Raw genomic sequence first — 15203 nt, 5'->3', positions numbered from 1 at the left:
TGTGGATGTACCCCAAACAATGTTACCTACACTCTCCTGTGGAAGATGGTGCGCTCATGAAAATAGATGACCTGGCCTCGAAACACGATCAAGCAACGATTTTTAATCTGGAATACGAATTCCGCATCAACAAGCTGAAACTCGATTTCCTCACCCTGGCCGATGCCGGACCGCTGGACCCCGGCAGCGCTCCGAGGGCCGAAGAGCACCAGGCCGGCATCGCCGCCCTGCGCGGTTTCATCGCCGCCAATTTCACGCATTTCAATGCGGCCAGCTGTTCCTCGCTGAGCGCCATCCCCACGCGCGCGCTCGGCGACGACGAGCGCTACCTGCACCGCATCTGGATGGGGGGCCAGCTGCCCGATATCGCTGCCGAAGCGATCCAACAATGGGGCGCGGCGCTGGACGAGGTGCTGCATTACGGCGGCGCGCCGTACGTGTCGATCCTGTGGGTATGGGATGCGGCGCAGCTGCGCAGCGACGCGCGTTTCAGCCCGACGGGCGGCGCCGGGCGCTACACGATAGGCCGCTACGCCATCGGCGGCACGACCCTGCACATCAACTCGCTGCGCGCGCTGGCGCTGGACTTCGCGCCGCAGCGCTTCGGCATCCTCGATACCTTGCACCGGCAGCGCTATTTCGCCACCTTGTCCGATTATTTCCGCATCCTCATCATGTGCGAGTATGGCGGCCTGTACATGGACGTCGATACGATCCCGCATAATCCGGCGACGATTTTCCTGATGAAGCCGGAAGTGCCCGATTATTTCCAGCGCCACGCGGACGGCGGGGAGGGGCGCCGGCATGTCAGCTGGATGAACCTGTTTCTCGATGAAACGGGCATGCTGATCGCCAGGAAGAACGACGCGGCGCTGCGCTTGATCCAGCGCAATGTGAACCTTGCCTATGCGGCGATCGATGGCCGGATTCCCCATTCCTGCCCGCAATTCGAGGCGCAGCTGTTCAGCCAGTTCTATGCCGAGTGGAAGCAGCACCTGGGCCACACCATGCTCAGCCATGCCGAGTTTTACCAGCGCTATTGCGTGTTGTACGACGGCGCGAAGGAGGCCGTGGTGGGGGGCATCCGCGGCATGCGTTTACTGGTCGATATCATCACCGAGACGCATATCCCGCTCAGCGAGGAAGAGGCGCGCGCCTATGCCCGCTGCATCGCGCGGCTCGACGAGATCGATTGGCGGCTCGATGATCCCTTGCACCTGGCAAACATCGTCGACGTGTTCGACATCGAGGAAGCGCCGCGCATGGCGTATGCGGCCCAGTTGCGTTCGGACATCGAGCATTTTCACTATTACTCGGTACTGTCGGACGATCCGCAGCTGGACCGCGTGAACACCATCTTTTGCCGCTACCTGCTGGCCCACCGCTCGCGCGATATTGCCGGCGGCGCCTTCTGGCGCCCCACGGTGGGACGCCACGCCGGCCGCTTGCCGGCCGCCAACGATGCGACCTTGCCTGACGAGGATGGCCAGGCGGGCCTGCTGTCGCATGCGCCGCTCAGGCTGGTACAGGGGCCGTTGCTGGGCGAGGAGGCGAAGAACCGCATGGCCAAGCTGCTGTTTGCCACCAGCTACCTGGAATACTGCTCCTTCGGCAATAAATTGAATGTGCAGTTTGTCGAATTGCAGCGGCGCCAGAATATCGACCCGTATTTAAGGCATATCCATGGCCTGCATGACGAGGAGGACCGCTTCATCGGGTTTTTTACGGCGGCCACGATGGATGAATTCCAGGCCTGCGGCGCCATCTCGTATTACCGCGATGACATGAAGGCGCTCGATGATGCGTACGACCAGTTCGTGCTCGAGCATGCGCGCGCCGGCGACTGCTTCGTCAGCAGCCTGGCCATCGACGAGAAATACCGGGGCCAGGGCTTGTTCAAGCAGATGTTCCATGAAATCCGCGACCTGGCCAGCCGCAAGGGCTGTGCGCGCATCAGCCTGACAGTATGGGAAAAGAGCGAAGCGCTGCAAGTGTACTTGCACAAGGGCTTTCGCAGCGTCGGCACCTTCGACTATGCCTACAGCCTGTTCTATGACCGCCTGCACTTCCTCGTGTATGAGGGAAATGGATAGGGAAACCAATGAGGGCCGGGGCGGCTGGCAGCCGCCCCGTGATGCGCCCTACAGGGCCAGGAAGGCCAGGGCCGCCACGGCCGTGGGCAGCAGGGCGCCTGCCAGCAGGCCGACGGCGCCGATCGATTCATCCTTGAAGCCGCGGCGCAGCAGGGATACGCCGGCCGGGTTCGGCGCGTTGGCGATGACGGTCAGGCCGCCGCCGGCCACGGCGCCGGCCACCAGCATATATTTCGCTTCCTCCGTCATGCCGACGATCAGCGAACCAAGATAAGTCAGGGCCGCATTGTCGGTGATGGCCGTCAAGCCCAGGGCGCCGAAGAACAGGGCCAGCGGTTTCAGGCTGGAGACGATCGGTTGCAGCCACCATTGCTGCATGCCACCCAGCACCACCAGGCCGCCGAGGAAGAAACCGACCAATAAACCTTCCTTCAGGATCAGCGGGCTTTGATAGCGCTCATACGCTTGCACGAAGCCAAGGAAAAACAGGAACAGGCCGAAGAACAGCACGGGATGGTGCGCCAGCATCACGACGCCGGCCAGCACGATCATGTGCACCAGGCTGACGGCCAGCGGCACTTTCGGCGCTTCCGCTTCGCCCGCCTTCGGCTTGATGTCGGAGGTGTTGCTGTGCAGATATTTGCGCAGCAGGATGCTCACGCCCGTGGCGTTGACCACGACGGCGATGGCAGCCTTCCAGCCGAAATGGCTGGCCATGTAGGCACTGTCCCAGTTCCAGGTGGTGGCCACCATCAGCACGGGCGGCGCCGCGTACGAGGTGAGGGTGCCGCCGATGGAAACGTTGACGAACAGCACGCCCAAGGCGCCATATTTCAGCCATTCAGGGATGCCTGGGCGGAAGATTTGCGGGGCCAGCATCAGCGCGGCCAGGGTCATGGCGGCCGGTTCCGTGATCATCGAGCCCGTCAGGGGCACCAGTGCCAGACCCAGCCAGACGAGGGCCAGTTCCGTGCGCAAGGGCATGATGCGCGCCACGCCTTTCAGCAGGCGCTGCACGGCGTCAAGCACGGGGCGCGACGCGGCCACCACCATGACGACAAAGACGAACAGCGGTTCCGTGTACTGGCGCGATTCGGCGTACTCGATGGCGGCATCGCCGCCCGAGACAAAGGCCATGACGATGATCAATATGAAGGCCCAGAAGCCGAACACGACTTCCACTTCGCCCAGCAGGTGCAGCAGGCCCGCATGGCGCGGATGGCGGCTCGCCAGGGTCTCGAACGACTTGGCGGCGAAAGTGTGGATGAGCGCAAGGCCGAAGATGATCGCGCTGATGATTTGGATGGTGGTCAAATGAGTTTCCTTATGGACGGAGGAAGCCGCCCGGTGCATTGCCGAGCGGTAAGGAGAGTGCTTATGGTACAGCAATCGATGCAAAAAACGGGGTTTTTCGGACGTGGCGGAGCGGCCCCGGGCATGTGTGCAGACAGATAAACCTTGCCAAAAGCGGGATCGGATAGTACTGTATATGCATACAGTATTTATCTTGATTTCAGTTAGACAACAACTTATGCAACATTCCCAATTGATGGCATCGCCGGAAGCCTTGCACCCGTCGCTGTGGCGCGCATCGCAGCTGGGGCAGGGCGTCACGCGTTGCCTGGACACGGGTTTTGCCGCGTTGTCCGCGCAGCTGCCCGGCGGCGGCTGGCCCGGCGGCAGCCTGATCGATCTGCTGGTACAGCAGCCGGGCAGCGGCGAATTGCGGCTGCTGGCGCCGGCGCTGGCGCAGCTGCCGGGCTTGCCCATCGTGCTGTTGCAGCCGCCCCATCCGCCGCAGGCGCTGGCCCTGGCCGCGCAGGGGCTGGCGCCATCGCAGCTGCTGTGGCTGAAGAGTGCCGGCAGCAAGGATGCCTTGTGGGCGGCGGAAAACATCTTGCGCAGCGGCAGTTGCGGCGCCTTGCTGTTTTGGCAGTCGCATGTGCGCGCCGACAGCCTGCGCCGCCTGCACCTGGCGGCACAAGGCGGCAATACCCTGTTCTGCATGCTGCGCCCCCTGCATGGCGCGCAGGATGCGTCGCCGGCGCCCTTGCGCCTGTCCGTGCGCCCGGCCGCGGGCGGCATCGAGATCGGCTTCATCAAGCGCCGGGGACCGCAGCGCGATGCGCCGCTGTTCCTGCCCCTGCAACCTCCTTCTTTATTGCTACGCCATGCGACTCTGGATCGGCCTGTGCCTGCCCCGGCTTCCGCTCGAAGTGTTTTGCCCGCGCTGGTCGGCTGACCACCTGGGCGTGGTGCTGGAGCAGGAGCAAGTGATGGCCCTGTCGCCGCTGGCGCGGGCGGCGGGCATCAAGCCGGGCATGCGGCGTGCGGGCGCCCTGATGCTGGCGCCGCAGGCGCGCCTGCACGAGCGTTCGCCCGAGCTGGAAGCGCAGGCGCTGCAAGCGGTGGCGTTGGCGCTGCTGCAATACTCGCCGCTGGTGGCGCAGGGCGAGGAAGCGACCTTGCTGGTGGATGTTGGCGCCAGCCTGCGCCTGTTCGGCGGCGTGCGCGCCCTGTGCCGCCGCATCGCGGCCAGCTTGCGCGCCTTGGGCTACACGGGCGTGCTGTCGTGCGCTCCCACGGCGCGCGGCGCCTGGCTACTGGCGCGCGCGCATGCGCGCCAGGCCCGCACGCTCAGCATGGCGAGCCTGGTGCGCCGCCTCGACCGCCTGCCGTGCGCCGTGCTGCCGCCCGCGCGCCCCTACCTGGACTGGTTCGAGGGCATCGGCTGCCGCACCCTGGGGCAGCTGCGCCACTTGCCCCGGCCCGGCCTGCAGCGCCGTTGCGGCGCGGCCTTGCTGGACATGCTCGACGATGCGCACGGCCACAGCACGGAACTGTTCGTCTGGATCGAGGCGCCGCCCACGTTTCGCGCCAGCCTGGAACTGTTCGACCGCGTGGAGCACGCGGACGCGCTGCTGTTCGGCGCGCGCCGCCTGCTGCAGCAAATGACGGGCTGGCTGTGCGCGCGGCAATTCGCCGTCGAGCGCATTCAATTCTTGCTGGCGCACGAGCGGGGCCGGGTGGCGCGTCCGCCCACCGTCATCGCGCTGGCCCTGGGCGAGGCCGTGTGGCGCGACGAACACCTGGTGCGCCTGCTCAAGGAGCGCCTGGCGCAGCTGGTGCTGGAGGCGCCCGTGATCGGCCTGACCCTGGAAGCGCTGCAGGTGCAGCCCATGGCGCCGCCCAGCGACACCCTGTTTCCCGAGCCGGGCGGCACGCCGCAGGAGCGCCAGCGCCTGATGGAATTGCTGGTGGCGCGCCTGGGCAGCGAGAATGTCCTGCAGGCCGTGCCGCGCGCCGATTACCGCCCCGAGGCAGCCAACCAGTGGCTGCCGCTGCCGGCCAAACCCGCCGGGAAAAACGCGCAGCCGGACTTGCCGCCCGGCCTGTCCGGCATGCCCCGTCCCGGCTGGCTGCTGGCGCAGCCGGTAGCCCTCTTGATGCGCGAGCACCGGCCCTTCTATGGTTCGCCCCTGAAGATGGTGTCTGTCGCCGAACGCATCGAGGCGGGCTGGTGGGGCCAGTCGCAGGCGCGCGATTATTTCATTGCCGAAGGCCTCGACCATGCCCATTACTGGGTTTACCGCGAACGCATCGCCGGCAGCGGCGAAGACGCGGCGCCGCGCTGGTTTTTGCATGGCCTGTTTGGCTGAGCGGGGGCGGAGCGCCAATTCCGGCACCGCCCAGCAGAAGCGGGAAGGCTTGGCTATACTGGCTTCCCGGCACTGCGTCTTTGATTTGAATAAAGGATTTCCATGTCACAGCTTTCCGACTTCCCCATCACCCATAAATGGCCTGCCCAGCATCCTGAGCGCCTGCAGCTGTATTCGCTGCCCACGCCGAACGGCATCAAGGTCTCCATCCTGCTGGAAGAAACCGGCCTGGCGTACGAGCCGCACCTGGTCAGCTTCGAGCGCAACGACCAGCTGTCGCCCGAATTCCTGTCCCTCAATCCGAACAACAAGATCCCCGCCATCCTCGATCCGAACGGTCCCGGTGGCAAGCCGCTGGCACTGTTCGAGTCGGGGGCCATCCTGCTGTACCTGGCAGAGAAGACGGGAAAATGTATTCCTCAGGATGCGGCCCTGCGCTACGAAACCATCCAGTGGGTGATGTTCCAGATGGGCGGCATCGGCCCCATGTTTGGCCAGGTGGGCTTCTTCCACAAATTCGCCGGCAAGGATTACGAGGACAAGCGTCCGCTGGAGCGCTACCTGGGCGAATCGAAGCGCTTGCTGGGCGTGCTGGAGCAGCGCCTGCAGGACCGTGACTGGATCATGGGCGAACAGTACACGATTGCCGACATCGCCATCTTCCCCTGGGTGCGCTGCCTGGTGGGCTTCTATGGCGCCGGCGATCTGGTGGGTTTTCATCATTTCCCCAACGTGCAGCGCGTGCTGGACGCCTTCCTGGCCCGCCCGGCTGTCGTGAAAGGCGTCGACATACCCGCGCGTGGCTAAGGCCAAAGGTGGCCGGGCGGCGCTAGAATACGCCTCCGGCCGCCCAGCGCGGCAGCTTGAGACTTGACACTGTATGAAATCGACCCGGCAAGATTTTCCCGGCGCACACGGCCATGTGCTGGCGGCGCGCCTCGATGCGCCCGACGGCGCCATCCGCGCCCATGCGCTGTTCGCCCACTGTTTTACCTGCGGCAAGGACGTGCTGGCCGCGCGGCGCATCGCGCAAGGCTTGACGCAGCACGGCATCGCCGTGCTGCGCTTCGATTTCACGGGCCTGGGCGCCAGCGAAGGCGAGTTCGCCGCCACCAATTTCACCTCCAACGTGGCCGACCTGGTCGCCGCCGCCGACTTCCTGCGCGCCAGACATTCTGCGCCGCAGTTGCTGATCGGCCATAGCCTGGGCGGCGCCGCCGTGCTGGCCGCCGCGGCGCACGTGCCGGAAGCGACCGCCGTGGCCACCCTGGCCGCCCCCAGCACGCCCGCCTACGTGACGCGCATGTTCAGCGAGCACCTGGAGCAAATCGCCGCCGAAGGCGAAGCGCTGGTGCAGCTGGAAGGGCGGCCTTTCCGCATCCGCCAGCAATTCGTCGACGATGCGGGCAGCCACAGCCTGAAGAGTCATATCGCCGGCCTGCGTCGCGCCCTGCTGGTGATGCACGCGCCAAACGACACGACGGTGAGCCTGTCGAACGCCATGGATATTTTTACGGCGGCGAAGCACCCGAAAAGCTTCGTCTCGCTCGACGACGCCGACCATTTATTGACGGGGCGCGATGACGCGGCCTACGTCGCCAATGTGATTGCCGCCTGGAGCGCGCGCTACCTGCAGGCGGCGCCTGCGCCATAAGCCTCAGCTGTCCACAGGCGCGGTCAGTCTTTTCCTGACAAACAGAAATATGATGGCGCCCAGCGGCAGGGAAACGACGAATGTCCAGGGCTGGTAGGCATTGGTGGCGGCGCCCACGCCAAACAGCTGGATGGCGATGGGCAGGAACAGGTACTGACCCGTCGCCCAGTTGAACGACAGCTGGCCGAAGCCGATGCTGATGAACAGCAACCAGGGCCATTTCCTGACGCTCAGCTTGCTGCGCAGGCATAACCCCAAAGCAAACAGGATCAGCAAGGGGGAGAGGATGGCAGCGCCGAGCACCACGTAGTGGAGCAGCGACTTGCCGCCCAGCGTGAAGGTTGCCTGCTGTTCCAACGATGTGGTTTGCGGCACCACGTTCAAGCCGATGATGGTGGCGTCAGTGCCATATTTTCTCAGCACGATGGTGCTGACGATCCATTTTTCAGGATAGGCATATTCGAAGCTGATACGCAGCAATTGCGGCATATCGCGCTGTTCAATGCGCTGGTAGCCCACCACTTTGACGGATTGGGGCTCGCCTGCCGGGAAGGTGGCGCTCAAGGCGGGCAGCGCCTGGCGGATCTGATCGCCGTTATTGCCCGGTTCGGTTGCCATGCGCACATAGTCCAGCTGTTTTTCACGCAGCAGATCGCTGTAATGCCGCGCCAGCTGCTGGTCTTGCAGCGGGACTACCTGTTCAAAGTCCTTGATCATGTCGGATTGCTGGCATCCGGCCAGCATGCAAACCAGGAAGGGCAGGGCGCAGGTGCGCAGAAAGAGCAGGAACATGGGCAAAGGAGCAAGGGGACGATGAAAAACGCCGCAGCAGCAGAAGCTGGCGCGGCGCAGGGGTTGTTGATATGTTAAGAAATCAGTCTTCGTCAAACTCTGCTGACAAGTCCTTCCAGCCCTTGCTTGCCGCAAAGGCGGAAAACTCTTCCGGCGCTTCCAGGACGATCAGTTTCTTGTCTTGCAGGCCCAGGTCGCCATGGCCGAAGTCGGGACCCACGTAGCCAAGGCTGCGCAGGCGGGCCAGGATGTGGCCGACCAGGGTCTTGTCCTTGTAGGCGCCCGCTTCGAGCGGGGCGGCGAAATCGACGTAGACGTCGATGATGCCGTAGCCTTCGTCGAAGATGCGGATGGCCTTGATGTCGTGGGCGCGGCCGGAGCCGTCGGTGGCCTTGAAGGGGCCGCTGAGCTGGATGTCGGTGTCATTGTTCATGTTGCCAGCATACACCAAAAGCCGGCCCCGCATGGGGTGCGCGGCGCAAAATCACGGGGCAATCGCCGCCTCAGCGCGCCTGCAGGATGGCCGACAGGCGGTCGCGCGTGCCGGCGATGCGTTCCAGCTGCGGATACTTCAGGCCGCCGTGGTAGTCGAGCGCCACCGTCTGGAACTGCTTGCCTTTTTTGACCAGCAAGTTGATCGGCTGCGGGCTGCTCCTGGCGGCCTGGATCGCCGCCTTCAGCAGCTTGGGTGTATACGCCGTGCCATTCACGGCCAGCAAGGTGGTGTTGCCGGACAAGCCAGCCTTGAAGGCGGGGCCATCCCACAGAATCTTGCCCAGCTTGCCATCCTTGTCGATGCTCACGCCCAGCGAGTACGTCAGGTCCGTGCCCTTGCCGCGCTCCTCATTGGCTTTCAGGAAGGGCGTGGGCGTGTCGCGGTAGACCAGTTTCCAGCCGGCGCGGGCCAGGCCGTCGAGGGGCGCGCCGGGGCCGTGGCCGTCCAGGCGCGTGCGCAGGAAGGTGCTCCAGTCATGCGGCTGCACGGCGTTCAGGGCCGCCACCACCTCTTCGAAGGTGTAGGGCAGGGGCGTGGTGCTGCCATCCTGCACGCCGAAGAAGGCGCGCGCGAAGTCGTCGAGCGAACGGCGCTCGCCGGACAGTGCGCGGATGGTGGTGTCGACGTCGAGCCAGACCAGCGCGCCTTCCATGTAGTAGTCTTCGTCGCGCTGCCAGCTGCTCCAGCCGATGGGGCGCCGGCCGTTGATGATGGGGTCGTTGGTCGTGTCCTGCATGGCGCGCCAGCTGCGTCCCGGCATCACGTCGTAATGGGCCGCCGTGGCGGCGAACAGGTCGCGCATGTGGGCCGGGGCCACCAGGCCGGAACGGGCCGCCAGCACATTGCCCCAGTATTGCGTCTGGCCTTCATACACCCACAGCAAGCTGTTTTGCAGCGGCGTATTGAAATCCGGCGTGTCCTGGCCGGCGGGGCGGCGGAACTTGCCGTTCCACGAATGCGTCAGCTCGTGCGGCAGCAGCACGCGGCCCGCCTCGTTCTTGTCCCATTCGCTGAAATAGCCGGGCTTGACGCCGTTTTCGCTCGACTGCATGTGTTCGCGCCCGATGCCGCCGAACTCGTCGCTCAAGGCCAGCAGGAAATCATAGTGGCGGTAGTGGCGCGCGCCGAACAATTTGTAGGCTTGCTGCAGCATCGCGCGGTGCTGTTCGATCTGCTGCGGCGTCGCTTCCAGGCTGTCGGGGCTGTCGGCCATCACGTTCAGGTGCACGGGGATCCTGGCGCCCGGGTCGAGGTCGATGCGCTCGAAATGGCGCCCTGCGAAGACGGGCGAGTCGACCAGGGTGTCGAGGTCCAGCGCTTCGAAATCGACTTGCTGGCTGGCCGGCGTGGCCGCGCGCGCCCGCACTTCCAGGGCGCTGGCAAATTCCCAGCCGGCCGGCAGGGTCAACGATGGCTGCACCATGATGTCGCGCGCGGCGCGCCCGGCCGGATACAGGGTCATCGCATGCCATTGCACGCCCAGCATGGCGCTCGTCATGGTGATGCGGCCCTGGCTGGTGTCGACGGGCGAGAGGAACTGGTACTGCGCTTGCACGCTGCTGGCGCCGGCCGGCACCTGCACGTGGAAGGCGAACATGTTGACGGGATCGCGCTGCCATTCCAGCGGCTGGCCGTTGGCGGACAGGCGCAGGCCGGCCAGCTGGTTCAGCGGGCCGCTGGGGCCGTGGTTGCCGGGCACCCATTGCGGATACAGCAGGGTCAATTTGCCGGGCGCGGCGGGGATGCTTTCGCGGATGCTGAACAGTTGCTGCGCCACGTTGCTGGCATCGACGTGCAGCACGATGGGAGCCGCGCCGGGCGAGGCGGCCTGGGCCGCAGTGGAAACGAGCAGTGACAAGGAGAGGGACAGAAGGACACGGGGCATGGGACGGTGGCGGGGGAGGGCAAAGGCCGAGTCTAGCATTCTGTAAAAATTTCTTACAAATTTAGCGCCGTCTGGGGCGTTTTGCGCCGATTTCAAGGCCTTGAAGGCGGGGGCATCGTCCTTAGATTGGTAGCAAGCGGATGCTCATGGTGAGGTCCGCGATACTTATCGCTTAACTGAAAGGATATTTAATCATGCGTAATTTTGACCTTGCTCCTCTGTATCGTTCCGCCATTGGCTTCGACCGTCTGGCACAACTGCTCAATGAACAGCGCGCCGATGCACAGCCAAGCTATCCACCTTACAACATCGAACTGGTGTCGGATGATAAATACCGCATCGTGATGGCATTGGCCGGCTTCTCGCGCGAAGAGATCGATATCATCACCGAACGCGACTCGCTGCACATCACGGGCCGCAAGCAGAAAGATGGCGTCGAACGCACCTTCCTGCACCGCGGCATCGCCGCCCGCGATTTCGAACAGCGCTTCCAGCTGGCCAACCATGTGAAGGTCACGGGCGCGACGTTTGAAAACGGCATGCTGACCATCGACCTGGTGCGGGAAGTGCCTGAAGCGCTGAAACCGCGCAAGATCGAGATCGAAGGCGGCAGCCCTGCCAATGCCGGCGCGCTGGAACAGCGCCAGGCAGCGTAAGGTGATCTGAGCTGGACTGATCCTGACCCGGCGCCACGCGCTGGCGTCCGCGGGAGGGTTCCCGCCCTCCCCATGCAGTAAAATACTGGCCGGTTTATCCGGCCAGTATTGCGTCTGCACCTGCGATAGCACGCCACCTTGCGCCATTTTCCGGGCGACGCCGGAGACGCGGTGTGCGCAAGATTAAGCCATGCTTAAAGGCGCAAATGCCTGTTTCCAAATGGAAAAATGTTAAGCACCGCCTAAGACTCGTGGCCCAATATTGCATACATCAAAATCTCATTGAATGAGGAGCAATTCATGGAACAGCAAACGAATACCGCATCGTTGAAAATCAAACGCACCGTAGCCGCGCTGGCCGCGATCGGTGTGCTGGGCGCCGGTGGCGCCATGGTGGTACATCAAAACAATGCCGGCGCGAATGCCGCCGCAGCCACCGCCGCCCCCGTGGCCGCGACCGTCGCGCCCGCAGCCAGCGCGCCGCTGGTGGCCTTGCCCGACTTCAGCCAGATCGCCGCGCGCAACAGCCCGGCCGTGGTGAACATCAGCGTCACGGGCAGCACCAAGGTGGCCTACGACCCATCGGCCCAGGCCGGCAACGACGACTTCGGCAACGATCCCTTCTTCGAGTTCTTCCGCCGCTTCCAGGGTCCGCAGGGCGGCCAGCGCGGCGGGCGCGACGTGCCCACGCACGGCCTCGGTTCCGGCTTCATCGTCAGCCCCGACGGCATCATCATGACCAACGCCCACGTGGTGCGCGATGCGCGCGAAGTGACCGTCAAGCTGAACGACCGCCGCGAATTCCGCGCCAAGGTGCTGGGCACCGATCCGAAGACGGATATCGCCGTGCTGAAGATCGACGCCAACAACCTGCCCGTCGTGCCGCTCGGCCATTCGAGCGACCTGAAAGTGGGCGAGTGGGTGCTGGCCATCGGTTCGCCTTACGGTTTCGACAGCACGGTGACGGCGGGCGTGGTCAGCGCCAAGGGCCGCTCCTTGCCGGACGACAGCAACGTGCCGTTCATCCAGACCGACGTGGCGGTCAACCCCGGCAATTCGGGCGGCCCGCTGTTCAACACGCGCGGCGAAGTGGTCGGCATCAATTCGCAGATCTACAGCCAGACGGGCGGTTTCCAGGGCCTGTCGTTCGCCATCCCGATCGACCTGGCCGGCCGCATCAAGGACCAGATCGTCGCCACGGGCAAGGCCAGCCACGCCAAGCTGGGCGTGACGGTGCAGGAAGTCAACCAGGGCTTCGCCGACTCGTTCAAGCTGGCCACGCCGGAAGGCGCGCTGGTGGCCAACGTGGAGCGGGGCAGCCCGGCCGACAAGGCGGGCCTGAAATCGGGCGACGTGGTGCGCAAGGTGAATGGCCAGCGCATCATCGGCTCGGCCGACTTGCCGGCGCTGGTGGGCACCTCCTTGCCAGGCGATAAGATCAGCATGGATGTCTGGCGTGACGGCAAGATCGTGACCCTGACGGCCACGCTGGGCAATGCGGCCGACAAGGTGGCCGAAGTGGCGAAGAGCGACAGCGCCGCCGGCAAGGTAAAACTGGGCCTGGCCCTGCGTCCGTTACAATCGGATGAAAAACGCGAGGCGGGCATCAGCGCCGGCCTGCTGGTGGAAGACGCCGGCGGCGCCGCCGCGAATGCCGGGGTGCAGCCGGGCGACGTGCTATTGTCGGTCAATGGCCGTCCCGTCAACACCGTCGAGCAGGTGCGCGACGTGGTCGAGAAATCCGCCAAGTCGGTGGCCTTGCTGATCCAGCGGGGACCGGACAAGATTTTCATTCCGGTGCGGCTGGGGTAAATGCCGGGGTCAGACCCGCCGGGTCTGACCCCAGCCTTCCGCTATGGGGCAAATAAATAAAAAGGAGCAGCCATGCGGCTATTGCTGGTAGAAGACGATACGATGATCGGCGAGGTGGTGCTCGACTTGCTGCGCGCCGAGCACTATGCGGTGGACTGGGTCAAGGATGGCGACATGGCCGATACGGCCCTGCAGACGCAGACCTATGACCTGGTGCTGCTGGACCTGGGCTTGCCGCGCAAGGATGGCCTCGACGTGCTGCGCTCGATGCGCCTGCGCAAGCTCGACACCCCCGTGCTGGTGGCCACGGCGCGCGACGCCATCGAGCAGCGCATCGCCGGCCTCGATGCGGGCGCCGACGATTACGTATTGAAGCCATATGACCTCGACGAACTGCTGGCGCGCATCCGCGCCCTGCTGCGGCGCGCCTCGGGACGGCCGGAACCCGTCTTCGAACACCAGGGCGTGTCCATCAATCCGCTGACGCGCGAAGTGATCGCCGACGGCCACCCGGTCAACCTGTCGGCGCGCGAATGGGCCGTGCTGGAAGCGCTGATCGCGCGTCCCGGCATCGTGCTGTCGCGCGCGCAGCTGGAAGAAAAGCTGTACAGCTGGAAGGATGAAGTCAACAGCAATGCTGTGGAAGTGTATATCCACGGCTTGCGCAAGAAGCTGGGCAGCGACCTGATCCAGAACGTGCGCGGCCTGGGCTACATGGTGCCCAAGGCATGAGGATGAAGGTCACGGTGACGCATTCGCTGCGCGGCCGCCTGCTGTGGTTTCTGCTGGCGGCCATCATCATGGCGGCCCTGGCGCAAGCCTCGATCGCCTACCGCAGCGCGCTGTATGACGCCGACCAGATCTTCGATTACCACATGCAGCAGATGGCCCTGTCGCTGCGCTCGGGCGCGCCGCTGGCCAACCATGCGCAAGCCTTGCCCGCCGACCCCGTCAACAACGACATGGTGGTGCAGGTATGGACGCCGGACGGCGTGCAGGTCTTCCGCTCGATCACGCGCGCGGAGCTGCCGCAGCGCGCCGTGCTGGGCTTTTCCAACGTGAAGGCCAATGGCACCACCTACCGCATCTTCTCCGTGCAAACCAGTTCCCAGACCGTGCAGATCGCCCAGGACATGGCCGTGCGCAAGCGCATGGCCGGCAGCCTGGCGCTGCGCACGGTGGGCCCCATCGCCCTGATGGCGCCGATCCTGATGCTGGTGGTCTGGTGGGTCGTCAGCGGTTCGCTGGCGCCCGTCTCGCGCGTGCGCAAGCAGGTGGCGGCGCGCCAGGCGGACGACCTGTCGCCCGTCTCGGAAGCGGGCTTGCCCGACGAAGTGCGCCCGCTCGTGCATGAACTGAATCTGCTGTTCGGGCGCGTCAAAACGGCGTTCGATGCGCAGCAGCACTTTGTTGCCGACGCCGCGCATGAGTTGCGCACGCCGCTGGCGGCCCTGAAGCTGCAGGTGCTGAGCCTGGAACGGGCCGAATCGGAAGAAAAGCGCAGCCTGGCCATTTCGCGTGTCAGCGCCGGCATCGAGCGGGCCACGCGCCTGGTCGAGCAATTGCTGGTGCTGGCGCGCCAGGAAGCGAGCGCCGCCAGCGGCGACCAGCTGCAGGCGGTGGATTTGAACGACGTCGTCAAGCGGGCGCTGGGCGACATGGCCGGCATCGCGCAGGCGCGCAAGATCGACCTGGGCCTGCATCACATGGATCCGGCCAGGGTGGCCGGCCAGGCCGATGCGCTCAATATTATGCTGCGCAACCTGGTCGACAACGCCATCAAGTACACGCCGCAGGGCGGCACGGTGGACATCGACCTGCGCGCCAGCCCCGTCGGCGTGACCTTGTCGGTGGAAGACAGCGGCCCCGGCATCCCGCCCGAGGAACGCGAACGCGTCTTCAGCCGCTTCTACCGCGTGCCTGGCACGGACGCCAACGGCAGCGGCCTGGGCCTGGCCATCATCAAGGCCATCGCCGAACGCCATGGCGCGCGCCTGGTGCTGGACAAATCCGAGCGCCTGGGCGGCCTGTGCGTGCGCGTGGAATTCCCGCAAGCCGTGAAATGAGCGTTTTGATCATGATCTTTGGCATGCTGCATTGACGTGCGCGCCGCTGGCCTATATTGTCTGCGCAATAAGCATTCAAGCAAATGGAGC

At 64.8% G+C, this 15203-nt stretch carries 13 protein-coding genes; 9 read left to right on the top strand and 4 right to left on the bottom strand.

Annotated elements, in window-relative coordinates; translation table 11 throughout:
• Positions 1-56: 56 nt before the first annotated feature.
• Positions 57-2093: a GNAT family N-acetyltransferase gene (locus tag BM193_RS04035; RefSeq protein ID WP_092795566.1), complete on the top strand. Its 2037-nt coding sequence runs from the start codon at positions 57-59 to the stop codon at positions 2091-2093.
• A gap of 48 nt (positions 2094-2141) precedes the next feature.
• Here the strand turns inward: BM193_RS04035 and BM193_RS04030 are convergent, their stop codons facing one another.
• Positions 2142-3407, bottom strand: coding sequence for a putative Na+/H+ antiporter (locus BM193_RS04030; RefSeq protein ID WP_092795564.1), 1266 nt, complete (start codon positions 3405-3407; stop codon positions 2142-2144).
• A gap of 217 nt (positions 3408-3624) precedes the next feature.
• On the opposite strand from BM193_RS04030, the gene imuA reads away from it, so the two are divergent.
• The 4 genes from imuA (at position 3625) to BM193_RS04010 (ending at position 7406) form a co-directional block, all read left to right on the top strand.
• A complete protein-coding gene (gene imuA / locus BM193_RS04025) occupies positions 3625-4335 on the top strand; it encodes a translesion DNA synthesis-associated protein ImuA (RefSeq protein WP_092795562.1) in 711 nt (236 codons plus the stop codon).
• Positions 4265-5752, top strand: a complete 1488-nt coding sequence (locus BM193_RS04020) for a Y-family DNA polymerase (protein ID WP_092795560.1) — start codon at positions 4265-4267, stop codon at positions 5750-5752. Before imuA ends, BM193_RS04020 begins: the two co-directional genes overlap by 71 nt.
• A gap of 102 nt (positions 5753-5854) precedes the next feature.
• Positions 5855-6559: a glutathione S-transferase N-terminal domain-containing protein gene (locus BM193_RS04015; RefSeq protein WP_092795558.1), complete on the top strand. Its 705-nt coding sequence runs from the start codon at positions 5855-5857 to the stop codon at positions 6557-6559.
• Between the two features lie 73 nt (positions 6560-6632).
• Entirely contained in the window at positions 6633-7406 is a 774-nt protein-coding gene (locus tag BM193_RS04010; RefSeq protein WP_092795557.1) for an alpha/beta hydrolase family protein, read from the top strand.
• Between the two features lie 3 nt (positions 7407-7409).
• Here the strand turns inward: BM193_RS04010 and BM193_RS04005 are convergent, their stop codons facing one another.
• The 3 genes from BM193_RS04005 to BM193_RS03995 all read right to left on the bottom strand — a co-directional run bounded on the left by BM193_RS04005 (position 7410) and on the right by BM193_RS03995 (position 10579).
• Positions 7410-8198, bottom strand: coding sequence for a hypothetical protein (locus BM193_RS04005; RefSeq protein ID WP_092795555.1), 789 nt, complete (start codon positions 8196-8198; stop codon positions 7410-7412).
• A gap of 82 nt (positions 8199-8280) precedes the next feature.
• Positions 8281-8631: a hypothetical protein gene (locus BM193_RS04000; RefSeq protein WP_086136420.1), complete on the bottom strand. Its 351-nt coding sequence runs from the start codon at positions 8629-8631 to the stop codon at positions 8281-8283.
• A 70-nt stretch (positions 8632-8701) separates the two neighbouring features.
• On the bottom strand, positions 8702-10579 hold the full coding sequence (locus tag BM193_RS03995; RefSeq protein WP_092795553.1) for a M61 family metallopeptidase: 1878 nt from the start codon (positions 10577-10579) through the stop codon (positions 8702-8704).
• A gap of 194 nt (positions 10580-10773) precedes the next feature.
• Between BM193_RS03995 and BM193_RS03990 the strand changes: the two genes are divergently transcribed.
• The 4 genes from BM193_RS03990 (at position 10774) to BM193_RS03975 (ending at position 15113) form a co-directional block, all read left to right on the top strand.
• The gene (locus BM193_RS03990) at positions 10774-11235 is read left to right on the top strand and encodes an Hsp20 family protein (RefSeq protein ID WP_092795551.1); all 462 of its coding nucleotides are present in this window, start codon (positions 10774-10776) and stop codon (positions 11233-11235) included.
• Between the two features lie 300 nt (positions 11236-11535).
• A complete protein-coding gene (locus BM193_RS03985) occupies positions 11536-13047 on the top strand; it encodes a Do family serine endopeptidase (RefSeq protein ID WP_092797038.1) in 1512 nt (503 codons plus the stop codon).
• Between the two features lie 72 nt (positions 13048-13119).
• Positions 13120-13779: a response regulator gene (locus BM193_RS03980; RefSeq protein WP_092795550.1), complete on the top strand. Its 660-nt coding sequence runs from the start codon at positions 13120-13122 to the stop codon at positions 13777-13779.
• Between the two features lie 2 nt (positions 13780-13781).
• On the top strand, positions 13782-15113 hold the full coding sequence (locus tag BM193_RS03975) for an ATP-binding protein (protein ID WP_092795548.1): 1332 nt from the start codon (positions 13782-13784) through the stop codon (positions 15111-15113).
• The last annotated feature ends 90 nt before the right edge of the window (positions 15114-15203 follow it).

Origin of the sequence: Janthinobacterium sp. 344 (assembly GCF_900112025.1) — a bacterium.
GTDB lineage: Bacteria > Pseudomonadota > Gammaproteobacteria > Burkholderiales > Burkholderiaceae_D > Janthinobacterium.
The sequence above is the reverse complement of the archived record's forward strand: the minus strand, read 5'-3'. Positions and strand labels throughout refer to the sequence as shown.

Excerpts from the sequence above, each read along its gene's own strand:
- BM193_RS04005 (WP_092795555.1), bottom strand. The coding sequence starts at position 8,198 with ATGTTCCTGCTCTTTCTGCGCACCTGCGCCCTGCCCTTCCTGGTTTGC.
- BM193_RS04015 (WP_092795558.1), top strand. The coding sequence starts at position 5,855 with ATGTCACAGCTTTCCGACTTCCCCATCACCCATAAATGGCCTGCCCAG.
- BM193_RS03985 (WP_092797038.1), top strand. The coding sequence starts at position 11,536 with ATGGAACAGCAAACGAATACCGCATCGTTGAAAATCAAACGCACCGTA.
- BM193_RS04010 (WP_092795557.1), top strand. The coding sequence starts at position 6,633 with ATGAAATCGACCCGGCAAGATTTTCCCGGCGCACACGGCCATGTGCTG.
- BM193_RS04000 (WP_086136420.1), bottom strand. The coding sequence starts at position 8,631 with ATGAACAATGACACCGACATCCAGCTCAGCGGCCCCTTCAAGGCCACC.
- BM193_RS03995 (WP_092795553.1), bottom strand. The coding sequence starts at position 10,579 with ATGCCCCGTGTCCTTCTGTCCCTCTCCTTGTCACTGCTCGTTTCCACT.
- BM193_RS04035 (WP_092795566.1), top strand. The coding sequence starts at position 57 with ATGAAAATAGATGACCTGGCCTCGAAACACGATCAAGCAACGATTTTT.
- imuA (WP_092795562.1), top strand. The coding sequence starts at position 3,625 with ATGCAACATTCCCAATTGATGGCATCGCCGGAAGCCTTGCACCCGTCG.
- BM193_RS04020 (WP_092795560.1), top strand. The coding sequence starts at position 4,265 with ATGCGACTCTGGATCGGCCTGTGCCTGCCCCGGCTTCCGCTCGAAGTG.
- BM193_RS03975 (WP_092795548.1), top strand. The coding sequence starts at position 13,782 with ATGAAGGTCACGGTGACGCATTCGCTGCGCGGCCGCCTGCTGTGGTTT.
- BM193_RS03990 (WP_092795551.1), top strand. The coding sequence starts at position 10,774 with ATGCGTAATTTTGACCTTGCTCCTCTGTATCGTTCCGCCATTGGCTTC.
- BM193_RS03980 (WP_092795550.1), top strand. The coding sequence starts at position 13,120 with ATGCGGCTATTGCTGGTAGAAGACGATACGATGATCGGCGAGGTGGTG.